Raw genomic sequence first — 19,629 nt, 5'->3', positions numbered from 1 at the left:
TTCCGCGAAGGCGAAGCCTTAAGCGAGCGGTACCACGGCTTCCAGCACCATGATGATGCTCAGCGCCGTAATGGTGAGAATCGAGACACCAAATACCTGTCGCGCCCAGCGCACATCGTCTTCCAGGCGATAGCCACGCAGCGCCAGATAGAGCCAGTAAAAGCCCATGACCAGTGCCACGCACAGATAGCCAAGCCCGGCCTGGCTTGCAAGCCCAAGCGCCAGTGATGCGGGAATGAACGCCACGATGTAGCCCAGGATATGGTGCTTGGCAGTCTTGATGCCGCGCACGACCGGCAACACCGGAATGGAAGCACGCTGATAATCCGCATAGCGGAAGATCGCGATGGCGTAGGAGTGCGGCATCTGCCACAGGCAGAAGATCACCAGCAGCGCGATGGCGCCGCTGTCGAAACTGCCCGTGACGGCACAGTAACCCACCACCGGCGGCATGGCCCCGGAAAGGCTGCCCACCAGTGTGCCGTACTCCGAATGACGCTTCATATAAAGGCTGTAGATGCCTACATAGACACCCCAGCCGATCACCGCCAGCGCCACGGTCAAGCCGTTGGTACCCAGCGCCAGACACACCACGCCGCATACGCCCAGCAGAGCGGACAGGCCCAGTGCCTGGGTGACTGACACGCTGCCGCGTACCAGCGGCCGATGGCGCGTACGCGCCATCAGTGCGTCGATATCGCGGTCGATCACGTTGTTGCAGGCACAGGCCGACCCGATGATCAGCGCAATGCCCAAAAGCACGGCGGCAAAGGTCACCAGGTCGAACTGCCCCTGAGCGGCCAGAAAGTAGCCCCCGATGGCGGCAATCAGATTGCCGCCGATGATGCCGGGTTTGGTCAGTTCCAGCAGATCCTGCCGCCGGCTGGGCATCGTGGCTAGCCGATCATCATGTTGAGATGCAGATGATGCATGATCCACAGAGAGCCTCCTACCACGAGGGCGAGAATCGAGACAGTAAATACGAAGGACATCATGTTCCATCCTTCGTCCGCCTTGGTGTTCAGGTGCATGAACATGACCAGCTGAACCAGCATCTGCAGCACCGCGGTGATCACGATGATCCAGACGGTGACCGGCGTGCTGAACATGTCCATCATGACCGCGCCGAAGGGGATGACCGTCAGCACCAGCGACAGGATCAGACCCAGAACGTAGGACTTGGTGGAACCGTGGGCGCTCGCCGGTTGAATAGAAGCAGAACTCATCTCAAAGCACTCCCATCAGGTAGACGAAGGAGAAAACGCAGATCCAGACGATGTCCAGAAAGTGCCAGAACAGGCTCAAACACAGGATGCGTGGACGCGTCATGTGGTTGAGGCCTTTGGTCTGAAGCTGCACCAGCACCACCAGAATCCAGATCATGCCGAAGGTGACGTGCAGACCGTGCGTGCCCACCAGCGTAAAGAACGCCGACAAGAACGCGCTGCGGTCCGGGCCGTAGCCTTCATGGATCAGGTGATGGAATTCGTAGACCTCCATCCCCAGAAACATCAGGCCTAGCACGAAGGTCACCATCAGCCACATTTTCAGCTGGCCGACGCGCTGGGCGTTCATCGCAAGAACGCCCATGCCGAAGGTGAAACTACTGATCAACAGCGCAAAGGTGCCGAACAGGATCAGCGGCAGCTCGAAAATATCGGCGCCGGTGGGCCCGCCCGCCGTGCCCCTCATGAGCACGGCGTAGGTGGCGAACAGCGACCCGAAGATCACCAGGTCACTCATCAGGTAGACCCAGAAGCCAAAGACCTTGGTGCCTTCTACGTCATGATGATGGTCGTGATCGTGATGCTCGTCAGCATGGGCGCCGTCGTGATGCATTGTATCTGTCGCCATTACGAATGTGCCTCCACACGCTGTTGATGCGCCCGTTCGATCCGCTCGACTTCGGCGGCCGGTACGTAGTAGTCAATGTCGTCGTTGAACACGCGAGCCAGGAAGCTCACAAGCGTACCCACGGCGCCAACGATCGCCAGCCACCAGATGTGCCAGATCATTGCGAAACCGAAGATCATGGCAAACACGCTGATAATCGGGCCCGCCGCAGTGTTTCTCGGCATATGAATGTCGTGGTAAGTCATCTCGTCTGCCTGCTCCAGACCCCGCTGTTTCTGGGTCCAGAAGCTGTCGATATCACCCACCACCGGCTCATGCGCGAAGTTGTAGAACGGCGCGGGCGAAGAGGTAGACCATTCGAGTGTACGGCCGTCCCACGGGTCGCCGGTCACGTCCTGGTTCTGCTTGCGATCGCGGATGCTGACGTAGAACTGGATCAGCGTACAGGCGATACCGCAGGCGATCAGTACCGCACCCACCCAGGCAACGATCATCCAGGGCTGCCATTCGGCGTTCGGGTAGGACTGCATGCGGCGCGCCGCGCCGTAGAAGCTCAGCACGTACAGCGGCATGAACGCAGTGTAGAAACCAACGATCCAGAACCAGAACGAACGCTTGCCCCACTTCTCGTTCAGCGTGAAGCCGAACGCTTTCGGGAACCAGTAGGTCAGACCCGCCAGCATACCGAACAGCACGCCGCCGATGATGACGTTATGGAAGTGCGCGATGACGAACAGGCTGTTGTGCAGCACGAAGTTCGCCGCCGGCAGCGCCAGCATCACACCGGTCATACCACCAATGGTGAAGGTGATGATGAAGCCAAGCGTCCACAGTACCGGTGAGGTCATTTCCAGACGACCGCGGAAGATGGTGAAGATCCAGTTGAAGACCTTAACCCCGGTCGGAATGGCGATGATCATCGTCATGATGCCGAAGAAGGCGTTGACGTTGGCACCGGCCCCCATGGTGAAGAAGTGGTGCAACCAGACGATGAAGGACAGTACGGTGATGGCTACCGTGGCCCAGACCATGGTGTGGTAACCGAACAGACGCTTACGCGCAAACGTCGCGATGACTTCGGAGAAGACACCAAACGCCGGCAGAATCAGGATATAGACTTCCGGGTGGCCCCACGCCCAGATCAGGTTCACGTACATCATGACGTTGCCGCCCATGTCGTTCGTGAAGAAGTTCATACCCAGATAGCGGTCAAGCGTGAGCATCGCCACGGTGGCTGTCAGAATCGGGAACGATGCGATGATCAGCACGTTGGAGCACAGTGCGGTCCAGGTGAAGATCGGCATGCGGAACAGCGTCATGCCCTTGGTACGCATCTTCAGGATGGTGACGAAGAAGTTGATGCCGGTCAGCGTGGTACCCACACCGGAAATCTGCAGCGCCCATATCCAGTAATCCACCCCGACCCCGGGACTGTACTCTATCCCCGAAAGGGGTGCGTAGGCGAGCCAACCGGTGGTGGCGAATTCACCCAGTACCAGCGAGATGTTGATCAGCAGCGCCGAGACGGCAAACAGCCAGAAGCTCAAATTGTTGAGGAACGGGAAGGCGACGTCGCGTGCACCGATCTGCAGCGGCACCACCAGGTTCATCAGACCAATGACCATCGGCATCGCCACGAAGAAGATCATGATAACGCCGTGGGCGGTAAAGATCTGGTCGTAGTGATCCGGAGGCAGGAAGCCCATCGAGCCGCCAGCGGCGAACATCTGCTGTGTACGCATCATGATGGCGTCGGCAAAGCCGCGCAGCAGCATGATCAGCGCCACGATGAAGTACATGATACCGAGTTTCTTGTGGTCTACCGATGTAAACCACTCATTCCATAGCCATGCCCACTTACGAAAGTAAGTAAGTGCAGCCACCAGTGCGAGCGCACCGATAATCATCCCAATTCCCACGATCACGATAATAGGATCGTGGAAGGGGATCGCGTCTAAGCTTAGTTTACCGAACACGGCTTACCCTCCCGCCTCGTTGCTGATGAGCTGGCCGTTTTCAGCCTCCTCACCCTCTTGGTTTTCGGTCGTTTGATAGGCTTCATTGCTATCCACGGCCGGTGCACGGTCTGCGTCCTGCGTATCCGTTTCAGGATCTGTACCCGTATGGAAACTGCTGACCAGTCGCTCGTAGAACTCAGGCGTTATATCCGAGAAGTACTCAACCGGATGGAACGAAGAACGCTCGGCAAGTTCAGAGTAACCCTCGGGATAGCTCAGGGTGTCCGGCGATGCTGCGACTTCAGCTACCCATGCATCGAAGTCATCGGCCGAGGTAACCTGCGCATCGAACACCATACCGGCAAAGCCTGCACCGCTATAGTTGGTAGAGCGCCCCCAGTAGTTACCGATTTCATTGCCAATGAGGTGGACATCGTTATCCATACCCGCCATGGCGTAGATCTGCGTACCCAGGCGCGGAATGAACAGGGCGTTCATCACCGAACCGGAGGTGACACGAAAACGTACCGGCGTATCCACCGGAATTGTGACCTCGTTGACCGTCGCGATCCCCTGTTCCGGATAGATGAACAGCCATTTCCAGTCCAGCGAGATGGCCTGGATCTCCAGTGTCGGCTGATCGCTTTCCAGCGGGCGGTGCGGGTCGAGTTCGTGGGAGGAGCGCCAGGTAATGACCGCCAGAATACCGACGATGACCACGGGAACCAGCCACACGATGGCTTCGATCACGTTGGAGTGTGCCCAGTCCGGCAGGTACTGCGCCACGGTGTTATTGCGCCGATAGTGCCAACCGAATGCAATTGTGAGCACAATGACGGGGATAACCACGATGAGCATCAAGCCAAAGGCGCTGAGAATCAGTGAACGCTGTGCTTCACCAATATCGCCCTTGGGATCCATGAGGGCCGAGCTACAGCCTGCCAGCAGCAAGCACAGCGCAAGGAGCACGAAAAAAGTGCCGCGCCTGCGCCATTTGGAGGGTTGTTGCATGGTGCGATCTCGTCAGAGTTGCGTTACAGAACTGGTCGCCAGACAGCAGGCCAAACGATATGCCATATAGCAGACCAACTAGCACCCCATATTTTTCCCAGAGCACTAAGCGATACGCTGATTACGCCGGGAAAAATATGCGCTACCGCATGGGGTTGGTAGCGAACTTAGCGTGCGTTCAACGCACAGACCAAAGCAGCGGTATTTTCTATTGATTGACAGCGCGCAGAAAGCGACGCATTGCCGCACCCTACCCGACCCAAATCGTTAGTTACCGTGCTCGAAGCTAAGTGATTGCGATGTCCGGCAAAGAGGCCAAGCGGGCCTCAAAACGTTTTGAAACCAGCTCATCGTCTGTGACCACCACATCGAAGTCGCTAAGAGTAGCAAAATAGGCTGGTCGAACAATACCCATTTTACGTGCATCGACGACTAAAATTCGCTTTTGCGCCGCCGCCATTGCCGCCTGCTTGGGGGCCACTTCATGAAAATGAAAGCAGCTCACGCCTTGTCTGACATCCACACCCGCCGCTGAAATCAGTGCCTTGTTGATCCCCAGTCGACCAATTTCCTGAAAAGGATCCTCGGCACCGAAGGATTGCGAGGCGGGATAATAAAGCCCGCCCAAAAGTATGAGTCGTACATTGGAGAGCAAGGCGACGCTATGGGCCACGTTGAGGGCATAGGTCACCACGGTCAGCTCCTTGAAGCGCGATAGATAGCCCAGCAAAGGCAGCAAGGTGGAGCCACAATCGATGAACAGCGTATCGCCGTGCTCGATAAAGCCCAGCGCACGTTGGCAAAGCCGATGCTTTACCGGGTAGTCAAGCGCTTGCTGCTCGGTCAGGTCGTAGGCAGTCAAAGGAGTATGTGCCTTGACGAGCCGACCGCCCAGCAGACTGATCGACTGCGGACAGGTCTGAAGGTCGCGACGAACCGTCATCTCACTCACGCCGCAAAGCGTGGCCGCATCACGAAGATGCAGCGTTCCCTCACTGACAAGCGCCTCTTTCAACAGCGCTAGACGCTCTTCACGACGATCGTTCATGGTGCCTGCTCCCTTTGGCGTTGACCATACATCGCGCATTGTCTCTTAGATCGTTGCCAACCGATTATTGCAAACCGGTGTTAAAGAAATAACACTGAATGTTATAATTCTAACATCCGCCAGCCCGCACACATGAACTTCCAGCGCAATGCCAACGCCCCACACAAAAACCAGGTGGCGGCTGCGCCATGACAATCCTGAGGCCTTATGACTGCTCAACGCTTTAATCGTATCCCGCATTCTTTCACTTTACGCGGGGTCGGCGCCTTGCTGGCAGGCGCGTTGCTTGCCCCCCAGGCAATGGCCAACGAACCCGAACCGCAAACCCTGGACCGGCTCTGGTCGTTTGCCAATGTCTCGGTCAACTATCTGGACTGGTCCAACGGTACCGAGCGGCGCACCGCCAGCAACGCGGCCAAGAGCGATTTCACCTACGTGGAACTGGAAGGGGGCGTCGGCTTCAACTGGGGCGAATTCTACGGCTTTTTCGACTTCGAGAACCCCACCAACGATCAGTTCGATGAATCCAGCAACGGCCAGGACAACTTCCGCACCGCCGGCAAGGTCACCTCGCACATCTATCTAGGTGACAGCCCCTTCTCGCTCTACGCCCACGTCTATGATTTTCGCGATTACGGCTTTGACAGCCGCGAGCAGGATCAGATCATCGGCCTTGGGTATCGTACCCGTTTCGATAACGGTTTCTGGTTCAAGCCCTTCATCGGCCCGGCACGTGTGCAAAGCGATGGCTATACCGGCATGAACGGTTACATGGCAGGCTGGGTGGCAGGCTATGAATTCAACGCGTTCGATCAGGGCTTCAGCGTGACCAACTGGCACGAGCAGACCTTCGATCGTGACAGCGACTACCTCGAGCAGAACTACGTCAACGGTACTGCCGGACGTACCGGCACCAATGGCGCTATCGGTCTTTGGTGGCACCCGGCGGATCTGATCACCACCGGCGTTCAATACCGCTACTCTGATAACAAGCTGGGCGCCCCCGATGTCTACCAGAACGCCATGATCTATTCGGTCAAGCTCAACTTCCTGTAAGACGTTAACCAACAACGCGCTCGGATGACGCGAGGGGTTCTTTATGACATTGATTATGAGCCTGGTGGGGATGATCACACTAGTGATCATTGCCCTGCTCTTCTCCTACGACCGAAAGGCCATACGCCTGCGCACGGTGCTCGGGGCTTTCGCCATCCAGGCGAGTATCGGAGCCTTCGTTCTCTACATACCGTTTGGCCAGGCCTTTCTGGAGACCATTTCGGCAGGCGTCAGTCAGGTGCTGGTCTTTGCCAACGACGGTATCGATTTCCTGTTTGGCGGCCTGGCAAGCGTCGATAATGTCGGCTTTGTCTTCGCCGTTCGCGTACTGCCGGTGATCATCTTCTTCTCCTCGCTGATTGCCGTGCTCTACTACCTGGGCATCATGCAGTGGGTGATCCGCATCCTGGGCGGCGCCCTTCAAAAGGCGCTGGGCACCTCGCGCACCGAATCGCTGTCGGCCACGGCCAATATCTTCGTGGGCCAGACCGAGGCGCCGCTGGTGGTACGTCCGTTCATCGCGCGCATGACGCCATCACAGCTTTTCGCCGTGATGTGCGGGGGTCTTGCGTCGGTGGCGGGCTCGGTGCTGGCAGGCTACGCGCAGTTAGGCATTCCCATGGAGTATCTGGTGGCGGCCTCGTTCATGGCCGCTCCCGGCGGGCTCTTGTTCGCCAAGCTGATCATGCCGGAAACGCAAGACAGCAATGAGGGCGATGACGTCTCCAAGGTGGACGAAGAGCTCAGCGAGCTGGATGACAAACCGGTGAACGTGCTCGATGCGGCGGCTTCCGGGGCCACGTCGGGGCTGATGCTGGCCGCCAACGTCGGCGCCATGCTGCTGGCGTTCATCGGCTTGATCGCCCTGATCAACGGCATTCTGGGCGGCGTGGGCGGCTGGTTCGGCTTCGAGTCCTTGAGTCTCGAGCTGATTCTGGGCTGGCTCTTTGCACCGCTTGCGTTCTTGCTCGGCGTCCCCTGGGCGGAGGCCACACTTGCCGGCTCGTTCATTGGCCAGAAGATCGTCGTCAACGAGTTTGTGGCCTTTATCAACCTGGCCCCCTACATCGATGGGGAACAGGTCGTGGCCGCCACGGGTCAGATGATGACGCCGCACACCGCAGCGATTCTGTCCTTTGCACTGTGCGGCTTTGCCAACCTCTCCTCCATTGCCATCTTGCTGGGCGGGCTTGGCAGCATCGCACCCACGCGGCGCAACGAAATCGCGCGTTTCGGCGTCAAAGCCGTACTGGCCGGTACGCTATCCAACCTGATGTCGGCCTCGATTGCGGGCTTTTTCATCGCGCTGGGTAGCGTGGCGACGTAATCTTTCAAGCGTCACGGGCAAACGGGCACGCCAGGCGCAGTGCCCGTTTGTCGTTTATTTACCTGTTTTCAACTTCACCTTTTTATCCTCAACTTCACCTTCAATGCGAGAACGCCATGACCGCCTCCCCCGACCTTATTCAAGCCGCTAGACAAGCGCTCGCCCTGATGGACGTCACGAGTCTGAATGACGACGACACCGATGCGCGTATCGAGGCGTTGTGCCAGAAGGTCAAAACCCAGGTCGGCACGCCTGCTGCGGTCTGCGTCTATCCGCAATTCATCGTCACCGCCCAGCGTGCATTGAGTGCGCACAACCTGGCAGGCCAGGTAAAGATCGCCTCGGTAACCAACTTTCCTGCTGGCGGCGAGGACATCATGGGGGCGGCTCGGGAAACCCGAGAAGCCGTCGCCTCCGGTGCCGACGAGGTCGATGTGGTGTTTCCCTACCGCGCCCTGATGGAAGGCGACGAGGATACCGGCCGGGAACTGGTCGAGATGTGCAAGGCTGCCTGCGGTGGTCAGGCGTTGCTGAAAGTGATCATCGAAACCGGCGAACTCAAGACCCCCGCGCTGATCAAGCGGGCAAGCGAACTTGCCATCGAAGGGGGCGCTGATTTCATCAAGACCTCCACCGGCAAGGTCGCCACCAACGCCACGCTCGAGGCCGCCGAGATCATGCTCAGCGCGATCAAGGCCAGCGGCGAAGACGTGGGCTTCAAGGCCGCCGGCGGCGTGCGCACCGTCGAAGAGGCCGCCGAGTATCTGAAACTGGCCGCCGATATCATGGGCCCGCAGTGGGTCACGCCCCAACATTTCCGCTTTGGCGCCTCCAGCCTCTTGAGCAGCGTTCTTATCACCTTGAACGCCATCGACGCCGCGCCCCAGGAAGGAGACTACTGATGTCCTCGCCCCAGCATGCCCTGCTCCCCCAGGAGTTCATTCGTCTCAAGCGCGACGGCCAGGCGCTGCCTTTTGACGATATCAAGCATTTCGTGCAAGGCATCGCCGATGACCGGATCAGCGATGCCCAGATTGGCGCCTTCACCATGGCGGTGTATCTGAACGGCATGAGCCGCGAAGAAGTCGTGGCGCTGACCACCGCCACCCGCGACTCCGGCCACGTCATGGAGTGGGGCTCGATGAACCTGCCCGGCCCCATCGTCGACAAGCATTCCACCGGCGGCGTGGGTGATCTGGTTTCGCTGGTGCTCGGCCCCTGGGTCGCCGCCTGCGGCGCATACGTGCCGATGATTTCCGGGCGTGGGCTTGGCCATACCGGCGGTACGCTTGATAAGCTCGAGTCGATTCCCGGCTACGACCCCTACCCCGCCCCGGAGCGCTTCGGCCAAGTAGTGAAATCCTCGGGCGTGGCGATCATCGGCCAGACCGGCAACCTGGCGCCGGCCGACAAACGCATTTATGGGGTGCGTGATATTACCGCCACGGTCGAATCGATTCCCCTGATCACTGCTTCGATCCTTGGCAAGAAGCTCGCCTCCGGGCTCGACGCGCTGGTGATGGATGTAAAAGTCGGCAGCGGCGCCTTCATGCCCACACCGGAAAAATCCCGGGAGCTTGCCGAGAGCATCGCCAATGTAGCCACTCAGGCGGGGACGCCGACCACCGCGCTTCTTACCGACATGAGCCAGCCGCTCGCGCCCTGCGCGGGTAACGCGGTGGAGATCGTCGAGACGCTCGCGCTGCTGCGCGGCGAGCGCCCGCAAAGCCGCGTGATGCAGGTCACCCGCGAACTTGCCGTCGAGATGCTGGTGGCCGGCAAGCTCGCCGCCAGCCGCGATGAAGCGCTTGCCAAGCTCGACAAGGCGCTCACCTCGGGTGCTGCCGCCGAGGTCTTCGCCCGCATGGTGAGTGAGCTTGGCGGACCAGCTGACTTCATGGAGCGCAGCGAGCACTACCTGCCCACTGCTGCCGTGGTGAAGCCGGTCTACGCCAGTGAGGCCGGTATTGTCAGCCGTATCGACACGCGCGCGGTGGGCATGAGCGTGGTCGAGCTGGGCGGCGGGCGTTTGCGCAACGATGCCAGCGTCGATCATAGCGTCGGTTTCAGCGCGATCGCTGAAATCGGTGATCGTGTCGATGGCGAAAAACCGCTGGCGATGGTTCACGCCCAGAGCGAAGAGGCCGCCCAACGCGCCGCCGATCAGCTCAAGGCCGCCATCACGCTGGGTCACTCGTCCGTAGAAGCCGATACGCTGATACAGGATACCTTTAGAGGAGAAGCTTGATGCGTCGCGCGATTGTAGTAGTGCTGGATTCCTTCGGTATCGGCGCCGCCCCGGATGCCGCCGCCTTTGGCGATGAAGGTGCCGATACCCTGGGTCATATCGCCGCCGCCTGCGCCCGTGGCGAGGCCGATACCGATACAAGATCCGGGCCCTTGAAGCTTCCTAACATGGCAAGGCTCGGGCTTTTTCACGCCCACCGCGATGCCACCGGACACGTTGCCGAAGGCGTCGAGCTTTTAGAGGAAGTGGACGGCGCCTACGCCCACGCCCAGGAAATTTCCAGCGGCAAGGACACACCCTCCGGCCACTGGGAAATCGCCGGCGTGCCAGTGCGTTTCGATTGGGGCTACTTCCTGGACAAGGAAGCGAGCTTTCCACCCGAGCTTCTGGCCCAGATCGTCGAGCAGGCTGGGCTTCCCGGTACGCTGGGCGACTGCCACGCCTCCGGCACCGAGATCATCGCACGCCTGGGCGAGGAGCACGTTCAAACCGGCAAACCGATCGTCTACACCTCAGCGGATTCGGTGTTCCAGATTGCCGCCCACGAGGAGCACTTCGGTCTGGAGCGGCTTTACGCGCTGTGTGAAACCGTGCGCGAGCTGCTCGAGCCTTACAACATCGGCCGGGTCATCGCCCGCCCCTTCGTGGGTGACGACGCCGCGAGCTTCACGCGCACCGGCAACCGTCGTGACTACAGTATCGAGCCGCCCATGCCCACGGTGCTGCAGAAGCTCCAGGAGTCCGGTGGCGACGTGGTGTCGATCGGCAAGATTTCTGATATCTACGCGCACTGCGGCATTACCCACAAGGTGAAAGCCAGCGGCCACGACGCGCTGATGGACGCGACCCTTTCCGAGGTGGCGCGCACCCAGGCCCGCCAGAAGCCGACCTGCATCATGGCCAACTTCGTCGATTTCGACTCGCTCTATGGCCATCGCCGGGATATCGCCGGCTACGCCGGTGCGCTCGAGCACTTCGATGCCCGCCTGCCGGAACTGCTGGGGGTGCTGGATGACCAGGATCTGCTCATCCTGACCGCCGACCACGGCTGCGATCCCAGCTGGAAAGGCACCGAGCACACCCGCGAATACGTTCCCATCATGGTGAGCGGGGCAAGCTTCACGCCCGGCCCGCTTGGCAAACGCGATACCTTCGCCGATATCGGCCAGACGCTGGCCGATTACTTCGTGCTGCGTGCGATGGACGATGGCGAAAGCTTTCTGCCCCACGTGATCTAGCCGCCGACGTTCTGGCCATCTGCCGCTTAAGGAGCTTTTATGGCAACGCCTCATATCAACGCTGAACCTGGCGATTTCGCCGATACCGTCTTGATGCCCGGCGACCCGCTGCGCGCCAAGTACATTGCCGATACCTTTCTGGAAAACCCGCGCCAGGTGAACGACGTGCGCGGCATGCTGGGCTTCACCGGCACCTACCAGGGGGTCAAGGTCTCGGTCATGGGCCACGGCATGGGAATTCCCTCGGTCTCCATCTACGCCAAGGAGCTGATTACCGATTATGGCGTGAAGTCGATCATTCGCGTGGGCTCCTGCGGCGCGGTACGCGACGACGTCAACGTGCGCGACGTGGTGATCGGGCTCGGCGCGAGCACCGACTCCAAGGTGAACCGCATGCGCTTCAACGACCACGACTTCGCCGCCGTGGCGGATTTCGAGTGGGCAAGCCACGCCGTCGCGGCCGCCAAGGCGCACAACGTGCCGGTCAAGGTTGGCAATATCTTCTCGGCGGATCTTTTCTACAACCCGCAGGAACACATGGCCGAGCTTTTAAAGCGCTACAACATCATCGGCGTGGAAATGGAAGCGGCAGGCCTTTACGGCGTGGCGGCAGAGTTCGGCGCCCGGGCATTGACGATCTGCACCGTGTCGGATCACATTCTGAAAGGTGAGGCGCTTTCAAGCGATGAGCGCCAGACCACCTTCAACGACATGATGACCATTGCCCTCGATGCCGTACTGCGCGACAAGGGTGTACGCTAAGTGTCCCAGGAGAACCCCATGAGCCAAGCGGATACCGCGCTGGTCGACACCCTCAACCAGGCGCTGGGCAACGCCTACGTGCCCTACTCCGCCCACCCGGTGGCCTCCATCATGGAAACCCCGGATGGCCAGCAGTTCGTCGGCTGTAACGTGGAAGTGGCCCACTACAAGGGCATCTGCGCCGAAGGTTCGGCGATTTCGGCCATGATCACGGCCGGCCAGCGCCAGCTGGCCAAGGTGTACGTGATGGGCCCGGGGGAGCATCTTTGTACCCCCTGTGGCGACTGCCGCCAGCGTATTCGCGAGTTCGCCACCCCGGAGACTGAAATCCAGGTCATTTCCCGCACCGGCGAAATCCTGAAGACCTACACCATGCAGGCGCTGCTGCCCGATGCCTTCGGGCCCGAGCAGCTTCCTTCGCGCTAACGCTTCAGCCCACCCCGGCGGCGGCGCCCGTACTGTGGCGCCGCTTATCGAATCCTCGTATGCTGTGGGCCACTTCCACTACCGATCCCTCAGGAGAAACGTCATGGCGGCCTTGTTGCCCAACGTCGACCCCAGCGGTCTGCTCGAATACTCCGTGGTCTACACCGACCGTTCGCTCAACCATATGTCCCAGCGCTTTCAGCACGTGATGCGCGACATCTCCACCACGCTGAAAGAGGTCTACAACGCCCACGCCAGCGTCATCGTGCCCGGCAGCGGCACCTTCGGCATGGAAGCGGTCGCTCGCCAGTTTGCCCAGGATGAAAAGGTTCTGGTGATCCGTAACGGCTGGTTCAGCTACCGCTGGACACAGATCATCGAGATGGGCCGTCTGACCGACGATCACCAGGCGCTCAAAGCGCGCCGACTCGACGAGAATGACCCGCACTCCCCCTTCGCCCCGGTGCCGGCAAGTGACGTCGCCGAGCGTATCCGCACGGAAAAACCCGCCGTGGTGTTCGCCCCGCAGGTGGAAACCTCCGCCGGCATCCTGCTGCCCGACGCATATATTCGTGAAGTGGCCGAGGCAGCTCACGAGGTAGGGGCGCTGTTTGTACTCGACGCCATCGCCGCCGGCACGCTTTGGGTAGACATGCAGGCACTGGGTATCGATGTGGTGGTCAGCGCGCCGCAGAAAGGCTGGAGCGGCCAGCCCTGCTGCGCCATGGTCATGCTCTCCGAGCGCGCCACCAAACGCCTGGAAGAGACCCAGAGCACCAGCTTCGCCTGCGATCTGGGCAAGTGGCACACCATCATGCAGGCGTATGAAAACGGCGGCCACGCCTACCACGCCACCATGCCCACCGACGCCCTCCGCGCGCTTCGCGACATCATGCAGGAGACCCGGGAGTATGGCTTCGACAAGGTCAAGCAGGAGCAGATCGACCTTGGCCGCGAGGTGCGCGAGATGATCGAGCGCCACGGCTTCAAGAGTGTGGCCGCCAAAGGTTTCGAGGCGCCGGGCGTGGTAGTCAGTTATACCGAGGACAGCGCGCTGGTGGCCAAGCTTGGCCAGGCGGGTGTGCAGGTGGCCGGCGGCGTGCCCTTGATGTGCGACGAAGGTGACAATTTCCAGACCTTCCGTATCGGTTTGTTTGGACTGGACAAGCTTCACCATACAAAGCGCAGTGTCGATAAACTCGAAGAAGCCATCGAGAGAACAAGTCAAGGATCTTGAGAAGTAGATCGTTACAGCGCCCCTTATGGGGCGCTTTTGGTGGAGGCGTCCTTGCCGTCCACCCGCTCGACATCGACGATCCCTGATCGGCTGACGACGACCTTCCACCGCGTCAGGTGTGGTTCGTCCTCACTGCCGGTCTCGCGGATCAACAGATTGAACAGGTGACGTCGCTCGACGCCTTCGCGTACCGCCTGGCCCTCCTTGAGCCGGTAGATGTGATGCTTGCCCTTGCTCATCAGCCGGGTGAGCAGTGAAAGATCCAGCGTCAGCGTCTCCCGGGTGTGCTCGTAGCCGCTTAGAAAGCGTGTGGGCGACATGCGTGAGCGAGAGCGGTAGTGAAGCACCATTTCCTCGCGCTGGGCCACGCTTCGGTGGCGAAGCTTCTGGATTTCCTCGTCAAGTGATGAGAAACGCTTGTAGTTGAACCACTCAAGTTGCTTGCCCACCAGCACGTTACGGGTAGGGTCCAGATACTGGCGCCGCCATTTGGGCCGCCCCTTGCGCAAAAGCCGCCATAGAGTATTGCGCAGATCGTCCTTGAACACTTCGCGCATGGCATATAAAAGCGCCATTGCCAGAACAAAAAGCGCCGTGATGTCGCCCACCACATCGCGTACCTGTAAAACCCCCAGGGTGACAAAGGACATCACGACCGCCGTGGCCAATGCCTTGACCGCTTTCTGCTCCCCCTGGCCCAGTTCGAGCGACGCCTGCTTCAAAGTGATCGGGTATTCAATCAACCGGCGCAGCAGTCGCATCTTGTTGGACATGCGGGTAGGGTCGGCCATGACCCGCTCGGCGTTATACTGTCGCTCCCGGCGGTAGCCGTTTTCGACTTCGCAAAGCTCGATCAGCTGCTTGCGTACCGGGTTGAACACCCCGCCCCGGGGCAGGTGCGCCACCAACGTCAAACGCTGCTGCTCGGTGAACCAGGAAAGGTAATTGTCGATATTGGCAAAGTATTTATAGAGCGTGTCGTCGCTGGGCTCGTTACGCCGCAGCCGTTTCAGGATGCCTTCGCTCAGGCTGCTCATCTCGTCGACCTTATCCAGCAGCGCCTGTCGGCTTTCGCGCTCGGCCTCGGTCAGCTCCTCCTTTTTCTCGATGCGTAGCGCGCGGTTATCGACCAGTATCGCCTGCGTCGTCTGCTCCAGTGCGATGACATACTGGTAGGCATAAAGGCTCAAGCTCAGTCGATAGGAGTCGCTGCCCAGGCGGTTACGGCTGGCCAGACGGCTATGCACCAGAGGCAGATGGTACTGGTCGCTGTAGTAGGTACGCGCAACCTGGATGGCGCTGTGAAAAAACGCCTCTTCGGTGACAAGCTGGGTGCTCAGGCCAAGCTCGCCCGGGACAAACAGATAAACATCCAGCGTGTGCGACGTTTCCTCCTTCAGCCGACGGGTAAGCCGTAGCTGAAAGCTATTTTTACGCTCGACGTTGATCACCTGCGCTTTATCTCCTTGCTGTAAACTATTTAATAGAGCGCTTTCAAGCCACTGCCTTTGATGTCATGAATCAGCATACCTCACACGGACTTGCTATCGCGCAATGCGCAGGCGAGTATTGCTCGCTGATTGTTACCGTTTCTGGAGCCAGGGAATGCCCATCGCCCGCTTTTCTACCTTTGAGCGTGTGCTTATCAAAAGCCGCAGCCAAGTGGATACGGCGGTGCTGCTTTTGCTGGCCTGGGTCTTGACCCAGCGCCGTAACGTCTCTGAAGGCCAGCGCCGCCGACGCCTGGCTCAGGTTAGCGCACGGTTCCAGCACGGTCACGAGCTGGGCCCGCTTTTCACGATCGCCCGGCAAAAGGATCTCAAGGCGATCCAGCTGGCGGCGGAGCTGGTACGCAAGGAGTGCAGCGAGCAGCGGCGTCTGGCAGTGATGCACCAGGCAATTGCGCTTGCCACCGACGATGGCGCGCTGACACCGGCCAATCACTATGTCATACGCTTTCTCGCGGACGTGCTCACCATCGCGCCCGGCACGCTGGCCACGCTCTTTGTAGAGTTGACGGGCGCGGCTCTCGGTGTGCCGGAGGATCTCAGTCGGGAGAGCTACTGGCTTCGCCACGACGCCGCCTACCGTGAAGAAAAGGCCCGTCAGGCGCAGGCAGCGCACCAAAGGGCCGAGCGCGAAAAAGCCGAGCAGGCCCGCGCGCAGTACGAACGTGCCCAGCATGAAAAGGCGCAAGAAGAGGCTCGTCAGGCGCAGGCACGCCGCGAAAAGACTCAGAAGGAGCGGGCCCGGCGTGACCGTGCGCATCGAGATAACACTCATCGAGATAACACTCACCGAGAAAACGCCCACCGAGAAAACGCCTATCGCGATAACAGCCATCGAGATAGCCACCGCGGTGAACGCGCCCGGCAGGAGCGGGTCGAGCCGTCAAGCGCCTCCCAGACCCGCCGGGCGCTGGCCGTGCTGGGGCTGTCCCCCGGGGCCAGCCGCGTCGAAATTCGCCGCGCCTATCGGCGCATGGCCCAGTTGCACCACCCGGATCGCTTCTATACCAAGAGCGAACATCACATCGCGCTGGCTTCCCAGCGTTTTCAGCGCATCAAAAGCGCCTATGATCATCTGATAAAAACGACTCTTTAAGAAGGCTACCGCATGCGCGATCTCTACAAACGCCTGGCGCTCTCGCCCACGGTGGATGAGCAAACGCTGAACCAGGCGCTTGCCGACTGCCCCAACAGCGCGCTTCGCCAGGACGCCGAGGCAACGCTTGCGATGGACGAGCACCGCAAACGCTATGATGAGCTGCATACCACGCTGAGCGATATCGGCCGGTTGCGCGCGCACCTGGGCCTTACGCATGCCCCGCACTGGCAGGGCAATACGGCCAATGACTTCTCCTTGCCGCCGGATAGCGCCGAATCCTGTCTTGACGACCTGTTGACGCGAGTGGACAAGGCCGCAACGCTTTATGATCGGTGGCACCGCTTTCGCGGTCCCTGGCTACTCATCGCCGTGTTCGCCGTTGGTGCTGGCATAGGCCTCGCTCTGGGGCTTTCCCTGCTCGCGGGGTCGGGGGCGCGCCCGTTCTGACGGGTGCGCATGTTCGTCCCGGCGCTTCTCGGACTCGGTAGGCCGAGGCGCGGGCTTGGGCGGTGCGGGCCGCTGCCGGGGCCCGTCGGCGTCACCGGCGTCTTCAGAGTCGGCCTCGATAAAGAAATCGGTCCCCGCGCCTTCGTCTACTTCTTCCTGAGAGCGCGGCTCCATGCTCACGCTGAGGCGCGGTACGCCCAGGTCGATCTTCTGGGCTTCCATGCGCTGCTTGAGCAGCAGGTTGAACGCCCGGGAGACATCCCACTGCATTTCCGGCGCGGTGCGAAAACGCATCCGCAAGATCGGGCAGCCATCCTCGAAGCCCTGCACACCCTGCATCTCCAGCGGCGACCAGATATAGTGGCGCATCATCGGGTCCTTTCTGAGCTCCTGGGCCGTCTCCTGCATCAGCGTGATCGCATCGTCGATATGCATGTCGAACGGAATCCGGATCCGCATCAGGGCGATGCCGAACTGGCGTGACATGTTGTGAATCGACTCGATGCGGCTGAAGGTGATGATATGCACGATGCCGTCCAGGTCACGCAGCTTCACCGTTCTGAGCGTCAGCCCCTCTACCGTGCCCATGTGGCCGTTGATCTGAACGAAGTCGTCCACCGCCAGGGAGTCTTCGATCAGAATGAATATCCCGGTGATCAGATCCTGCACCAGGGTCTGGGCACCAAAGCCGATCGCCAGACCGATCACACCGGCACCGGCCAGCAGCGGCGTGACGTTGACGCCCAGGTTGGCCAGCCCCACGATCACCGCGATGATCAGGATGGCGACGAAGATCACGTTGCGGATCATTGGCGTGATGGTTTGCGCGCGGGCCTGGTTCACCCGGCGCCCGCGGGAACGGGCGGACGAGGTAAGGGCGCGCTGGATCGCGGTATCCGCGAATATCCATACAAGCCATGCCAGCAAGATCGTGGCCCCCAGGCTGACCAGCGCCCGACCGATGCGTGCACTGGCCACGGCCTGCTGGCCAAGACCGAAAAGCGAGCCGCCCCACACCTGCATGGAGAGTTCGGCAAACACCATCCAGGCACAGATATGGGCCAGCACAAAGCCGAAGCGCTCCAGTCGCTTGCGATACTGGCTTTGCCGGCGCCGATGGCGGCGCTTCACCAGGCGCTCGGCCTGACGGCGCAGCAGGCCGGTCGCCACCAGGGTCAATACCAGAAGACTTGCGGAAATGATCGAGCGCGCCAGCGCCGTACCCACATCGCCGACGGTGATGAAGATCGCCAGAAGCGAGCCGCCCACCATCAAGAGCGCAGGGATATGCCAGAGCCCGCCGAGCGCGCGCACCATCTCCACCGCTGCACTGGCGTCCCGGCGCTGCTTGTAGGGGCGGTTGCAGATCAAGTGACGAATCGGACGCTTGAACTTGATGATAAAGCGCGCGGCCAGAAGCGCGGCCAGCATATTGGCCAGCACCGATACAAGGCTTGCCAGCTCCGCACCGAGCAGTTCCACCAGACGGGTGGAATTGACCGCATCGCCCAGTGCAATCAGCGCACCGATCACGAATAGCCCGCGTAGCGCCTGCTGCTGCAGCTGCAAGACGGCGGTAAAGCGGTGTCCGCGACTGAAAAACGCGATGACCGTTTCAAACACTACCGAGAGCGCGCGACCGCACAGGCAGATATAGGCGATCACCAGCACGAGGGTGCGCCCCGGGCTATAGGGAAGTAACTGACCAATGCCCAGGATGATCGCGAACGACAATGTCCAGGGCAACATACGGCGGAAAAAGTGCACCGCCAGCAGCCACGCCTTGGGATCGCGGGGTAGATCCAGCGGCCAGTCGCGACGGGTGGCCACCAGGCGACCAAATGCAATCATCACCACCAGCAGCGCCACCCAGATGACGGCAAACACGGCCCCATCCACGACTTCGCGAATGGCCTCGCCGCGGTCGGTGTCCTCGTTGAGCGCACGCAGATCCGCCGCACCCTGTACCAGCTGGCGCGACCATTCATCGACGGGAGAGTTACCCGCCTGGGCCTGATCGCCCAGATCGCTCAGGGTGTCGGCAAGCGCTCCCAGAAGCCCCTGGCGAACCACCCCTTCGTCTTCGGTGGCCTCGCTGGTTACCTGAAGCTCACGCAGGGAGTTCAAAAGCTCGTTTCGCTGATCCTCGTTCTCGAGCAGCGTAATGACTTCGTTCAGCGAGCTTTGAAAATCGCCGCTGCTGACCGTCTGCTCCTGGGCGTCGCTCTCGTTATTCCCAAGGCCCGGCAACGATACACTTTGCGCCTGCGCCACACTGGCCAGCAGCAAAATCGCGATGCTTAAAATAGAACCGATCAACCAGTGCTGTCGCACACGCTCCTCCAGGCTCGACCGACCCGCGCCGGCATTGTTAACAGGGTGCTTTAACGCTATGTCTATCTCTACCGCT

18 protein-coding genes are annotated in these 19,629 nt (G+C 60.4%); 10 read left to right on the top strand and 8 right to left on the bottom strand.

The features are described 5' to 3' along the window. Positions 1-18: 18 nt before the first annotated feature. The 6 genes from cyoE to ACWF8S_RS04075 form a co-directional block, all read right to left on the bottom strand. On the bottom strand, positions 19-939 hold the full coding sequence (gene cyoE, locus ACWF8S_RS04100) for a heme o synthase (protein ID WP_447555568.1): 921 nt from the start codon (positions 937-939) through the stop codon (positions 19-21). Beyond that, positions 897-1,226 (bottom strand): cytochrome o ubiquinol oxidase subunit IV, encoded by a 330-nt coding sequence (gene cyoD / locus ACWF8S_RS04095; RefSeq protein ID WP_447555567.1) that lies wholly within the window; start codon positions 1,224-1,226, stop codon positions 897-899. The genes cyoE and cyoD overlap by 43 nt, the downstream gene beginning before the upstream one ends. A gap of 1 nt (position 1,227) precedes the next feature. After that, entirely contained in the window at positions 1,228-1,854 is a 627-nt protein-coding gene (gene cyoC, locus ACWF8S_RS04090) for a cytochrome o ubiquinol oxidase subunit III (RefSeq protein ID WP_447555566.1), read from the bottom strand. Next, entirely contained in the window at positions 1,854-3,830 is a 1,977-nt protein-coding gene (gene cyoB / locus ACWF8S_RS04085) for a cytochrome o ubiquinol oxidase subunit I (protein WP_447555565.1), read from the bottom strand. Before cyoB ends, cyoC begins: the two co-directional genes overlap by 1 nt. 3 nt (positions 3,831-3,833) lie before the next feature. After that, positions 3,834-4,823, bottom strand: coding sequence for a ubiquinol oxidase subunit II (gene cyoA / locus ACWF8S_RS04080; protein WP_447555564.1), 990 nt, complete (start codon positions 4,821-4,823; stop codon positions 3,834-3,836). Positions 4,824-5,109: 286 nt separating this feature from the next. Then, positions 5,110-5,871 (bottom strand): DeoR family transcriptional regulator, encoded by a 762-nt coding sequence (locus ACWF8S_RS04075; protein ID WP_447555563.1) that lies wholly within the window; start codon positions 5,869-5,871, stop codon positions 5,110-5,112. Positions 5,872-6,078: 207 nt separating this feature from the next. Between ACWF8S_RS04075 and ACWF8S_RS04070 the strand changes: the two genes are divergently transcribed. From ACWF8S_RS04070 to ACWF8S_RS04035, 8 genes are all read left to right on the top strand, one after another. Next, positions 6,079-6,927, top strand: coding sequence for an outer membrane protein OmpK (locus ACWF8S_RS04070; protein WP_447555562.1), 849 nt, complete (start codon positions 6,079-6,081; stop codon positions 6,925-6,927). Between the two features lie 43 nt (positions 6,928-6,970). Next, complete coding sequence (locus tag ACWF8S_RS04065; RefSeq protein WP_447555561.1) at positions 6,971-8,254, top strand: NupC/NupG family nucleoside CNT transporter; 1,284 nt, start codon at positions 6,971-6,973, stop codon at positions 8,252-8,254. Between the two features lie 116 nt (positions 8,255-8,370). Next, positions 8,371-9,156 (top strand): deoxyribose-phosphate aldolase, encoded by a 786-nt coding sequence (deoC, locus tag ACWF8S_RS04060; RefSeq protein ID WP_447555560.1) that lies wholly within the window; start codon positions 8,371-8,373, stop codon positions 9,154-9,156. Then, on the top strand, positions 9,156-10,502 hold the full coding sequence (deoA, locus tag ACWF8S_RS04055) for a thymidine phosphorylase (RefSeq protein ID WP_447555559.1): 1,347 nt from the start codon (positions 9,156-9,158) through the stop codon (positions 10,500-10,502). Before deoC ends, deoA begins: the two co-directional genes overlap by 1 nt. Next, entirely contained in the window at positions 10,502-11,740 is a 1,239-nt protein-coding gene (locus ACWF8S_RS04050) for a phosphopentomutase (RefSeq protein ID WP_447555558.1), read from the top strand. The genes deoA and ACWF8S_RS04050 overlap by 1 nt, the downstream gene beginning before the upstream one ends. A gap of 39 nt (positions 11,741-11,779) precedes the next feature. Continuing rightward, positions 11,780-12,502 carry a purine-nucleoside phosphorylase gene (deoD, locus tag ACWF8S_RS04045; protein ID WP_447555557.1) on the top strand — a complete coding sequence of 241 codons (723 nt, stop codon included), beginning with the start codon at positions 11,780-11,782 and terminating at the stop codon, positions 12,500-12,502. 18 nt (positions 12,503-12,520) lie between these two features. Next, positions 12,521-12,928 (top strand): cytidine deaminase, encoded by a 408-nt coding sequence (gene cdd, locus ACWF8S_RS04040; RefSeq protein WP_447555556.1) that lies wholly within the window; start codon positions 12,521-12,523, stop codon positions 12,926-12,928. 103 nt (positions 12,929-13,031) lie between these two features. After that, a complete protein-coding gene (locus ACWF8S_RS04035) occupies positions 13,032-14,165 on the top strand; it encodes an aminotransferase class V-fold PLP-dependent enzyme (RefSeq protein ID WP_447555555.1) in 1,134 nt (377 codons plus the stop codon). Positions 14,166-14,188: 23 nt separating this feature from the next. On the opposite strand, the gene ACWF8S_RS04030 is transcribed toward ACWF8S_RS04035, so the two are convergent. Continuing rightward, entirely contained in the window at positions 14,189-15,616 is a 1,428-nt protein-coding gene (locus ACWF8S_RS04030; RefSeq protein WP_447555554.1) for a hypothetical protein, read from the bottom strand. 154 nt (positions 15,617-15,770) lie between these two features. Here ACWF8S_RS04030 and ACWF8S_RS04025 point away from each other — a divergent pair, with 154 nt between their 5' ends. Further along, positions 15,771-16,769 carry a DnaJ domain-containing protein gene (locus ACWF8S_RS04025; RefSeq protein WP_447555553.1) on the top strand — a complete coding sequence of 333 codons (999 nt, stop codon included), beginning with the start codon at positions 15,771-15,773 and terminating at the stop codon, positions 16,767-16,769. Between the two features lie 12 nt (positions 16,770-16,781). Next, complete coding sequence (locus ACWF8S_RS04020) at positions 16,782-17,219, top strand: hypothetical protein (RefSeq protein ID WP_447555552.1); 438 nt, start codon at positions 16,782-16,784, stop codon at positions 17,217-17,219. Here the strand turns inward: ACWF8S_RS04020 and ACWF8S_RS04015 are convergent. Next, a complete protein-coding gene (locus tag ACWF8S_RS04015; protein WP_447555551.1) occupies positions 17,130-19,553 on the bottom strand; it encodes a mechanosensitive ion channel domain-containing protein in 2,424 nt (807 codons plus the stop codon). The genes ACWF8S_RS04020 and ACWF8S_RS04015 overlap by 90 nt on opposite strands. Between the last annotated feature and the right edge of the window lie 76 nt (positions 19,554-19,629).

The sequence above is a fragment of the Vreelandella xerophytica genome (genome assembly GCF_968048975.1).
This window is presented reverse-complemented; position numbering and strand designations above follow the sequence as displayed.

Excerpts from the sequence above, each read along its gene's own strand:
- cyoD (WP_447555567.1), bottom strand. The coding sequence starts at position 1,226 with ATGAGTTCTGCTTCTATTCAACCGGCGAGCGCCCACGGTTCCACCAAG.
- cyoC (WP_447555566.1), bottom strand. The coding sequence starts at position 1,854 with ATGGCGACAGATACAATGCATCACGACGGCGCCCATGCTGACGAGCAT.
- cyoA (WP_447555564.1), bottom strand. The coding sequence starts at position 4,823 with ATGCAACAACCCTCCAAATGGCGCAGGCGCGGCACTTTTTTCGTGCTC.
- ACWF8S_RS04075 (WP_447555563.1), bottom strand. The coding sequence starts at position 5,871 with ATGAACGATCGTCGTGAAGAGCGTCTAGCGCTGTTGAAAGAGGCGCTT.
- ACWF8S_RS04070 (WP_447555562.1), top strand. The coding sequence starts at position 6,079 with ATGACTGCTCAACGCTTTAATCGTATCCCGCATTCTTTCACTTTACGC.
- ACWF8S_RS04065 (WP_447555561.1), top strand. The coding sequence starts at position 6,971 with ATGACATTGATTATGAGCCTGGTGGGGATGATCACACTAGTGATCATT.
- deoC (WP_447555560.1), top strand. The coding sequence starts at position 8,371 with ATGACCGCCTCCCCCGACCTTATTCAAGCCGCTAGACAAGCGCTCGCC.
- deoA (WP_447555559.1), top strand. The coding sequence starts at position 9,156 with ATGTCCTCGCCCCAGCATGCCCTGCTCCCCCAGGAGTTCATTCGTCTC.
- ACWF8S_RS04050 (WP_447555558.1), top strand. The coding sequence starts at position 10,502 with ATGCGTCGCGCGATTGTAGTAGTGCTGGATTCCTTCGGTATCGGCGCC.
- deoD (WP_447555557.1), top strand. The coding sequence starts at position 11,780 with ATGGCAACGCCTCATATCAACGCTGAACCTGGCGATTTCGCCGATACC.
- cdd (WP_447555556.1), top strand. The coding sequence starts at position 12,521 with ATGAGCCAAGCGGATACCGCGCTGGTCGACACCCTCAACCAGGCGCTG.
- ACWF8S_RS04035 (WP_447555555.1), top strand. The coding sequence starts at position 13,032 with ATGGCGGCCTTGTTGCCCAACGTCGACCCCAGCGGTCTGCTCGAATAC.
- ACWF8S_RS04025 (WP_447555553.1), top strand. The coding sequence starts at position 15,771 with ATGCCCATCGCCCGCTTTTCTACCTTTGAGCGTGTGCTTATCAAAAGC.
- ACWF8S_RS04020 (WP_447555552.1), top strand. The coding sequence starts at position 16,782 with ATGCGCGATCTCTACAAACGCCTGGCGCTCTCGCCCACGGTGGATGAG.